The sequence below is a fragment of the Zhenhengia sp. genome, from assembly GCF_046966505.1.
GTDB classification, from domain to species: Bacteria; Bacillota; Clostridia; order Lachnospirales; family Cellulosilyticaceae; genus Zhenhengia; species Zhenhengia yiwuensis.
Window position 1 is genome coordinate 451,704 of record NZ_JBKVCH010000001.1, and the last position, 9,075, is coordinate 460,778.

6 protein-coding genes are annotated in these 9,075 nt (G+C 34.2%); 1 reads left to right on the forward strand and 5 read right to left on the reverse strand.

Features of this window, described 5'->3' with window-relative positions:
* Positions 1 to 57: 57 nt before the first annotated feature.
* Together ACLTBU_RS02390 and ACLTBU_RS02395 are read right to left on the reverse strand one after the other, a co-directional pair.
* A complete protein-coding gene (locus tag ACLTBU_RS02390) occupies positions 58 to 1,494 on the reverse strand; it encodes a sensor histidine kinase (RefSeq protein ID WP_177669309.1) in 1,437 nt (478 codons plus the stop codon).
* Positions 1,491 to 2,177 (reverse strand): response regulator transcription factor, encoded by a 687-nt coding sequence (locus tag ACLTBU_RS02395; protein ID WP_283246128.1) that lies wholly within the window; start codon positions 2,175 to 2,177, stop codon positions 1,491 to 1,493. Before ACLTBU_RS02395 ends, ACLTBU_RS02390 begins: the two co-directional genes overlap by 4 nt.
* 223 nt (positions 2,178 to 2,400) lie before the next feature.
* Here ACLTBU_RS02395 and ACLTBU_RS02400 point away from each other — a divergent pair, with 223 nt between their 5' ends.
* A complete protein-coding gene (locus tag ACLTBU_RS02400; protein ID WP_177669307.1) occupies positions 2,401 to 2,613 on the forward strand; it encodes a helix-turn-helix transcriptional regulator in 213 nt (70 codons plus the stop codon).
* Positions 2,614 to 2,646: 33 nt separating this feature from the next.
* On the opposite strand, the gene ACLTBU_RS02405 is transcribed toward ACLTBU_RS02400, so the two are convergent.
* The 3 genes from ACLTBU_RS02405 to ACLTBU_RS02415 all read right to left on the reverse strand — a co-directional run bounded on the left by ACLTBU_RS02405 (position 2,647) and on the right by ACLTBU_RS02415 (position 9,004).
* On the reverse strand, positions 2,647 to 4,392 hold the full coding sequence (locus ACLTBU_RS02405; RefSeq protein ID WP_177669305.1) for an ATP-dependent metallopeptidase FtsH/Yme1/Tma family protein: 1,746 nt from the start codon (positions 4,390 to 4,392) through the stop codon (positions 2,647 to 2,649).
* Positions 4,393 to 4,818: 426 nt separating this feature from the next.
* The gene (locus ACLTBU_RS02410; RefSeq protein ID WP_412217327.1) at positions 4,819 to 6,066 is read right to left on the reverse strand and encodes a hypothetical protein; all 1,248 of its coding nucleotides are present in this window, start codon (positions 6,064 to 6,066) and stop codon (positions 4,819 to 4,821) included.
* Entirely contained in the window at positions 6,053 to 9,004 is a 2,952-nt protein-coding gene (locus ACLTBU_RS02415) for an acyl-CoA dehydratase activase-related protein (protein ID WP_412217329.1), read from the reverse strand. Before ACLTBU_RS02415 ends, ACLTBU_RS02410 begins: the two co-directional genes overlap by 14 nt.
* Positions 9,005 to 9,075 lie beyond the last annotated feature (71 nt).

Below are 9,075 nucleotides of genomic sequence, written 5' to 3' on the forward strand. Positions count from 1 at the left end.
TGTTTATAGTGAAAACAAGACTTAAAAAGGTCACCCATTAGGTGACCTTTTCTTATATTACTCTTTAGGAAAAAGACTTTTTAAAGTTTTAGACTTTGTATGATGTATAAGAGGAAGCTTAATAATCATAGTCGTTCCTTTATCCTCTTCACTAAGCACTTCAACTTTTCCTTGATGCTCAGTAATAAGTTTTTTCACCATTGTAAGCCCTATACCGCTGCCTTCATATTTCTCTCTACTCTTATCTCCTCTATACATACGTTCAAAGATATAAGGCAAATCTTCTTTGCTTATACCGATTCCTGTATCTTCTATATACATACATACCATTTTCTCTTCAATGGTTGTATACACTCTAATACTACCTTCTTCTGTAAATTTAAAAGCATTAGAGAAAAGGTTCATAAGAATTTGCTTTAAAGCATTGTAATCTGCATAAACAGTTACATGGTCTGTCTGTTTTAAATCTAGTTTAAAGTGTATATGCCTTTCTTTAGCTACAATCTTAAAGACATTATAGACTTCCTTAATACAACTATTCATATAAAGTTCCTGTTTATGAAGATCTGTTGTGCTATCTTCAATATTTTTCAGCTTATCTAGGTTACTTAGAAGGCTTCCAAATCGCACAACTTCTTGATAAAGTACTTGCATTTGATCTTCATCTATTGGATAGATACCATCTATCATTGCCTCTAAGTTACTCTGTAAAATATGAAGAGGTGTACGAATCTCATGAGAAACATCTGAAATCAATTTTCGTCTTAAAGTATCTTGCTCATCTAACTTTTGAGCTAGGTAATTCATACTATGCCTTAAATTTTCTATTTCTTTAATGCTACTATGTTTATTATACCTTGTATAATATTTGCCTTCCGCTAGGTCTACTGAAGTTCTTGCAATAGCATAAATAGGTTTAGTAAATAACCTTGTAATATAAGCACCTATAGAAGCAAAACATACCAGTGCAATAAGCCCACTCCAAATAATACTGCGGTTAATCCCTGCCTGGAAATCAATGTCTGAAGTAGATAACAACCATGAAGGGAAATAACCAATACGTGCATAACCTACTAAGCCGTATTGCTCCGATTCAATAGGAATGTCTTGAAATGTATAGATCTTATCCTTAAACTGCATCATCTGTGGTAAATAAAAGAATGGATACTCTAAGTCTTCTATCTCCTGAGCTAGTTCTTCTTTCGTTTTCCCCCATATAAGTTCTTTATCAGGATTTAAAATAGCTACTGAAAACTTACCAATTTGTGTATTAGTCAATAGGCTTTCTTCTAAAGTTTCATTCCATGAACCTTCATTATCATAAATTTCTTCTAACTGTCTTACAATGATTCCACTGGTCTTTTGAATGTTATCCTCTATATAATTTTTAAACTCTGTATGGATAGTAGCGTTAACAAAAAGTGCTGTAATAAGAATCGTTAATGTACCTACACATAAAAGTAGCGCAAAAAGCTGCTTACGCATGGAAATCATACTAATGTACCTTCAAATTTATAACCTATACCTGTTACAGTCTTAATATATTTAGGACTCTTTGTATCTTCTTCTATTTTCTTACGTAAGTTTTTAATATGCACGTCAATAGTACGGTCAAACCCATCAAAATCAATACCCATAACAGCCTCTATAAGCTGCTCTCTGGTGAAAACACGTCCTGGTGAAGAAGCCAGTTCATAAAGCAAATCAAATTCATTTGGCGTAAGATTAATAATTTCATTATTGATTTTCACCATACGCTCTTGAAGATAGATTTTAAGGTGACCTTTATCAAAGACAAGTGTATCCTTATTTTCTTCTCGCTCTTTACGACCTTCTAATGCTTTGACACGTGCAACAAGCTCTCTAGGACTTACTGGTTTGACTAAGTACTCATCGGCTCCTATTTGGAACCCCTCTACTTTATTATCCAGTGTACCTTTTGCTGTAATCATAAAGATATAAACATTTGAAACACTTCTCATTTCTTTACAAATATCTTCTCCTTGGATATCCGGTAGCATTAAATCCAGTAGCACTACATCTATTTTATTTTTATAAAATAAATCTAGTCCTTCTCTACCTGTATAGGCATAGAAAACCTTATAATTTTCCTTTTCAAGATACTTTGTCATAATATCTGCTACACGTACTTCATCTTCTATAATTAAAATATTCATTATATAACCTCCAAATCAGCTGTATTAACCCTTATTTTTACTATGATTATAGCCAAATTATGTGAAGAAAGATTGAAAAATAACTTTACTTTTTTATTGCATTATTCCGATATATTCTATAATTAATTGCCAAATTCACGATTTTATTTTACAATAGAATTAACATCTATATGATAAAGTAAATTTAAGGGATTTTGCGTTTTACGGAGAGGGGCATATTGATATGGAATTTAATTTTGATAGTAAGGAACAGCTCATAACATTTATTCAATCCGAAATCATTACAACAGCTGAAGCAACTGAGCTTTTGAATTGTTCAAGGCAATACCTCGATGAATTAGTGAGTAAAGGTAAGATCACCCCTGTAAAAACTATTAACCGAGTTAGACTATACTGGCGTGATGATATTTCAGCATTACATAAAAATAAATATTAGAAAAGAAGCCAGGCCGTAGGACCTGGCTTCTTTTTATGCTATTAACTCTATAATTTTATCCTCATTTAAAGTTTCATGCTCAAGTAAAGCCTCAGCAAGTACCATAAGCTTTTCTTCATGTTCCTTTAAAACAAGCTTAGTCTCTTCATAAATCTGATCCATTTTTTCCTTACATACTTTTAAAAGTTCTTGGTTACTGTTACCTGGACAAATGACCTCACAGTTGATTAATCCATACGTATCATCCATACCATAGCGTGTTATGAGTTCTTTTAAATAGTAAGTTGCTTTTTCTATATCATTGCTAGCTCCTGTTGTAATAAGATCTTTTCCAAAAATTATTTCCTCTGCTGCTCTGCCTGCAAGTGCAATTTGAATCTGGCTGATAAAATCTCTCTTAGTCATATACATACTATCTTTTGGAATACTCATGCTAAATCCTCCAGCGCCTTTTACTGTTGGTACAATTGTTACTTTGACAACACGCTGCATAGGTACTATAAGCTTAGTAATAAGGGCATGCCCTGCTTCATGAAAGGCTGTAATACGTCTCTCTTCTTGCGTAATATAGGAACGGTCTTTTTTTTCAGCTCCTGCTAGTACAACAGAAAAGGCCTTTTCAATATGATTCATTGTAATTTTTATCTCTCCCGCTTTAGCCGCTAAAATAGCTGCCTCATTAAGAAGATTCTCAAGCATGGCACCTGTAAAACGTACAGTTTGTCTAGCCAATTTCTCACTATCCACCTCATCGCTTATAGGCTTACCTTGTAAATAAAGTTTAATAATTTGCTCCCTAGCACCTTGATCAGGATAACCTATTTCAATTTGTCTATCAAATCGTCCTGGCCTTAGAAGAGCATCATCTAATAACTCTAATCTATTGGTTGCTGCAATAACCACAATGCCTTCATCATGTTTAAACCCTGACATCTCTGTAAGTAATGCGTTAAGAGTTTGATCCTTTTCTTCATTGCTTCCTGAAAGATTATTACTACGCTTTTTACCAATAGCATCAATTTCATCAATAAAAATAACAGCTCTTTCATGTTTTCTAGCTTCTTTAAATACTTCTCTGATACGGCTTGCACCTACACCTACATACATCTGTACAAAGTCTGACCCACTTAATGAAAAGAAAGGTACACCTGCTTCCTTAGCAATAGCCTTGGCCATAAGTGTCTTACCTGTACCTGGTGGCCCATAAAATATAAGTCCTTTTGGCATACGTGCACCAAGCTGTGTATATTTCTGAGGGTCTTTAATAAAACCTATAATATCTTCCACCTGATCTTTAACCTCATGGTTACCTGCTATTTGCTCAAAACCTATTCTTAAATCATCTGCTTCAATAGCTTTTATACCTAATGCCATAGTCTGCATACCTGTGTGTCTTTTAGTCCCTCTAAAAACAATATAAAAGACGCCTATAAAAACTGTCGCACTAATGAACATCTGAACAAAATAAAAAGTTGTGTTATTATTACCTTCTGTCACTTTTATATTTTTCAAAAGAAGTTTTTCTTTGAAATCTAACGTACGAGGGTTCTCTGTTTTATAAAGTATATCGTCCCCTACTTGTTTAAACGTAATATAAGGGCTATCCCCTATACTTACTTCTTTAATCTTTCCTTCTCTTACTTGTTCCTGAAAAGCATTATAATTCATAAAAAAACTTTGAGATTGCTTATAGTTATAAACGCCTATACTTAAAAGAATCAGTATTCCTAAACCAAGTCCTATCATAAGCCACTTTTTTTGCTTTAACTGCTTCTTCATACTTTCCCCCTCTTACTTTATCTTTATAGTTCTATTATATTAGAAACTACTTCTGGGAACATTAGTATGTATTTGGAAAATAAAAAAGGGCAAAGAAAAAAGAGAAAGACAACGGGTCTTTCTCTTTGAGAGAAGGTATTTTATTCTAGGGGTAGCAAATAAATTCATATTTGCTGTAACATCTGGGGGAAGTTACATGATTATTATAGCAAGGGGTAACGCTTAAGTCTGCCCTAAGTTTTTTGTGTTCTTTTTATTTTTTTGTTCATTTTGCTATTTTTATTTTTTTCAATAGTCAATCTGCCTATACCCTTCTAAATTTTCTTTTATCCCTTATATAATATGCTTATTTTTTCCAATTTTAAACTATAAAAAAAATTTAACTTCAGCATTATAAACGGTTTTTTATCCATTTTTTCTCATTTACTAGGCATTTTTCAAATGAATATTTTGCATACCATTTGCAAGCATTAATTTAATACGATTTTCCTGATTGACCTTAGCACTTGAAGGGTCATAGTCAATGGCTACAATATTAGATTCTGGATAGATTTCTTTAATCTTTCTCATCATACCCTTGCCCACAATATGGTTAGGTAAGCACCCAAAAGGCTGTGTGCAAATCACATTCTGAACACCACTTTCTACCAGTTCTAACATTTCTGCTGTAAGAAGCCAACCTTCTCCCATCTTAACACCTAGCCCCATAAAATCACTTGCTAGTTTCTTAACTTTCTCAAAATCTGTAGGCGCCTTAAAATGACTAAATCTTTTAATACACTTAATCATTTTTCTTTGGGCATGGTGCAAATAGTGATAACCAAGCTTACAAGTTAGAACACCTATACCACATCGCCCATAAAGCCTTGCATCTATTTCCCTATTACTTAAGCAGTACATCATAAAATCCCCAACGCCTGCCATCACCACTTCTGCTCCTTCTCGAATAAGAAAATCCTCTAAGTGATTATTACCAAGTGGTGAGTATTTCACATAAATTTCCCCTACAATACCTACCTTTATTTTCTCTACATGATGCTTAGGTATAGCTTCAAAGTCACGTAGAATAGCTTTATACTGACGTTTAATTTGCAAAAACTTAGGTGTACTTGAAATATCCGCTAAGTAACTCACCCAATGGTCACTGACTTTTTGAGTATCTCCTTTATTAAGCTCATAGGGTTTACACTGATTGCTTACCCACATAATTAAATCCCCATACCACATAGCAATAAGACACTTGCCAAGTAGCGCTGGCGTTAGTTTAAAACCTGGGTGTCTCTCAAGCCCACTTGCATTAACTGAAATAACAGGGACCTGCGCATACCCACTTTTCTTAAGCGCCTTCCTTAATAGATGGATATAGTTAGAGGCCCTACATCCTCCTCCCGTCTGTGTAATCATAAGTGCTGTTTTATCAGGATCAAATTCGCCACTTTTTAAGGCTGCCATGAGCTGCCCTATAACAATAATAGCTGGATAACACAAATCATTATGAACACTTTTTAAGCCTTCTTTTAACATCTGCTCTGTTGTACCTTCATAAAAATCCAGCTTATAACCATACTGTCTCAGAACCTCTTTAATAATCCCAAAATGTATGGGTAACATAGTTGGTGCAATAATGGTATAATCTTTTTTCATTTCCTTTGTGAATACTTTATAATTTTGCATAAGACTTTCTCCCCTGCCCCTCTATTGCCTTTGCGAACATACTTCTAATTCTAATTTTAGCAGCTCCTAGATTGCTTGTTTCATCTATTTTAAGCTGTGTATAAAGTTTTCCTGCTCGCTGTAAAATACTATTTATTTCATCTGATGTAATTGCATCTGTCCCGCATCCAAATGATACAAGTTGAATAAGATCTATATCCTTCTGACGCGCTACATAATGAGCTGTATTATAAAGCCTTGCCTGGTAAGTCCATTGATTCAGTATATTCACCTCTGGCTTTTCATCCTTAGGACAAATACTATCTTCACTTACTACCACTGCTCCAAGATCATTAAGGAGCTGATCTATCCCATGATTAATCTCTGGATCAATATGATAAGGTCTTCCTGCTAACACCACAATAGGTTTATGATGAAGCCTTGCATAATCTATTGCCATTCTTGCTTCTATCCTTATATCTTCATAATAAGTATGGAGTGCTATAAAACCTTTCTCTAATGCCATATCTATTTGTTTCTTAGATAAATCATACCCCTTTTCTCTAAATAACTTATAGAGCGATTTACTTAAGGACTTAGGGTGATTGAAGTCTATATAAGGTGTAAGCATCTCTACTTGTTTAAGCCCCTCTATATTAGATGTAAGTACCTCTGGATAATAGGCTACAATAGGGCAATTAAAATGATTATCGGAAATGCCTTCATCTAAGTTATAACTCATACAAGGATAGAAAATAAAATCTGGCTTAAGCTTAAGTAAACTTTCAATATGCCCATGGGCTAACTTAGCGGGATAACATACAGTATCTGATGGAATAGAATATTCACCATCTCGATATAGCTTTTTATTCGAAGCAGAAGAAAGTACTACATTAAAACCTAATGTTTCAAAGAACTTACTCCAAAATGGTAAAAGCTCGTACATATTAAGTACAACTGGTATACCTACCGTCACGCCTTTTGTTCCATTTGTTACACCTAGCTTACGTATCTTATTGTATTTATAGGTATATAAATTAGGTAATTTTTCTTTCATCTTGCCGACAGGCCTTTCACAGCGATTACCAGATATGTAACGTTCCTTTTCTCCAAAGTAATTGACAATAAGATGGCAATGATTGGTACATAAATTACAGTTTGTTACTTTAGAAATATGCCTAAAGTGTTCCAGCTTTTCTATAGAAATAAGTGTAGTTTTTTCTTTTACATTTTCTTTAGCATATAAAGCTACCCCAAAAGCGCCCATAAGCCCCGCAATATTAGGTCTAATGGTTTCTTTATGTAATTCAAGTTCTAGACTTCTTAAAATTGCATCATTAAGTAGAGTTCCTCCCTGCACCACAATATGATCACCCAGTTCCTCTACATTAGTTGTTCTAATCACTTTATAAAGGGCATTCTTCACTACACTCATTGCAAGGCCAGCTGATACATCTTCTATGGAAGCACCTTCTTTTTGTGCTTCTTTTACAGAGGAATTCATAAAAACTGTACATCTTGACCCTAAATCTACAGGATGTTTTGCAAAAAGCGCAATCTGTGCAAAATGTTTAACATCATATCCCATTTGCATCGCAAAAGTCTCAATGAAAGAGCCACATCCAGAAGAACAGGCCTCATTAAGCATAATACTTTCAATACGACCACTAGCAATTTTAAAACATTTAATATCTTGTCCACCAATATCTAGAATAAAACTCACCTGAGGGTCAAAGTAATGGGCGGCTGTAAAATGTGCAAGTGTCTCTACAATACCTATATCTATCTTAAAAGCATGTTTAATCAGTTCTTCTCCATACCCTGTTACACCAGACCCACAAATTGTAATTTTATCTTTGCATAACTCATAAACTTTCAAAAGTTCTCTTTTTATAATCTCTACGGGATTGCCTTGATTAGAAGCATAAACCTCATATAAAATTTCCTCATTTTCCCCTATAAGTACCATTTTGGTTGTGGTACTTCCAGCATCTATACCTAAATAAGCCTTACCTTTGTAGTGCTCTATAGGCATTTTGACAAGCTGGTAGGCATCATGACGCGCTTTAAAAATTTTATACGCTTCTTCATTCTGAAAAAGTGGCTGTAGCTGTAAAAGTCTATTATCCTTCTTATGCTCCTCACCAAGAATATTCTTTAGTGTTTCAATGCTATAAGTCTTCTTGCTATTTTCACTAAACTTAGCACACCCTAGTGCTACAAAAAGCTGACCATTTTTAGGAAAAACGGCATCCTCTTCATTTAATTTTAGAGCATCTTTAAAGCACCTTTTTAATCCTTCATAGAAGAAGAGTGGCCCACCTAAAAACATCACTCTTCCTTCTATTTTTCTACCTTGTGCTAGGCCAACAATAGTCTGATCTACTACAGCCTGAAAAATACTTGCACTAATATCTTCTTTACATGCCCCTTGATTAAGAAGAGGTTGTATATCTGATTTAGCGAAAACACCGCATCTAGATGCAATACTATATAGCGAAGTATGCTGAAGACTCATTTCATCTAGCTCTTTTGTAGAAATATTCATCAGCGCTGCCATCTGATCAATGAAAGCACCTGTTCCCCCTGCACATGTAGAATTCATGCGCTCCTCAAGGCCCCCTGTCAGGAAAATAATTTTAGCATCTTCCCCACCTAGCTCTATGACCACATCAATATCCATCTTCTCTTCTCTAACTAAAAAGGCTGTAGCAAATACTTCCTGTACAAATTCTAGATTTGTTTCTTCTGCAATACCATAGCCTGCAGAACCTGTTACAGCTATTTTAAGCTCTTTATCTTCTACTAAAGGTTGTATTTGATCAAGCTCTTCTAATAACTTTTTACGTATTTGAGAATAATGTCTGTCATAGCTTGAATAAATTATTTCTTCTGTTTCATCTAGAACAACTACCTTTAAAGTAGTAGAGCCTGCATCTATACCTATTTTATAAGACATATTAACCTCTCCTAACTTACCGCTATGCTTATCTTTATTTATACTATACTTATTTATATATATATCTATAT

Bases quoted from the DNA above. Each gene is read 5' to 3' on its own strand.
- ACLTBU_RS02390 (WP_177669309.1), bottom strand. From the start codon at position 1,494: ATGATTTCCATGCGTAAGCAGCTTTTTGCGCTACTTTTATGTGTAGGT.
- ACLTBU_RS02395 (WP_283246128.1), bottom strand. From the start codon at position 2,177: ATGAATATTTTAATTATAGAAGATGAAGTACGTGTAGCAGATATTATG.
- ACLTBU_RS02400 (WP_177669307.1), top strand. From the start codon at position 2,401: ATGGAATTTAATTTTGATAGTAAGGAACAGCTCATAACATTTATTCAA.
- ACLTBU_RS02405 (WP_177669305.1), bottom strand. From the start codon at position 4,392: ATGAAGAAGCAGTTAAAGCAAAAAAAGTGGCTTATGATAGGACTTGGT.
- ACLTBU_RS02410 (WP_412217327.1), bottom strand. From the start codon at position 6,066: ATGCAAAATTATAAAGTATTCACAAAGGAAATGAAAAAAGATTATACC.
- ACLTBU_RS02415 (WP_412217329.1), bottom strand. From the start codon at position 9,004: ATGTCTTATAAAATAGGTATAGATGCAGGCTCTACTACTTTAAAGGTA.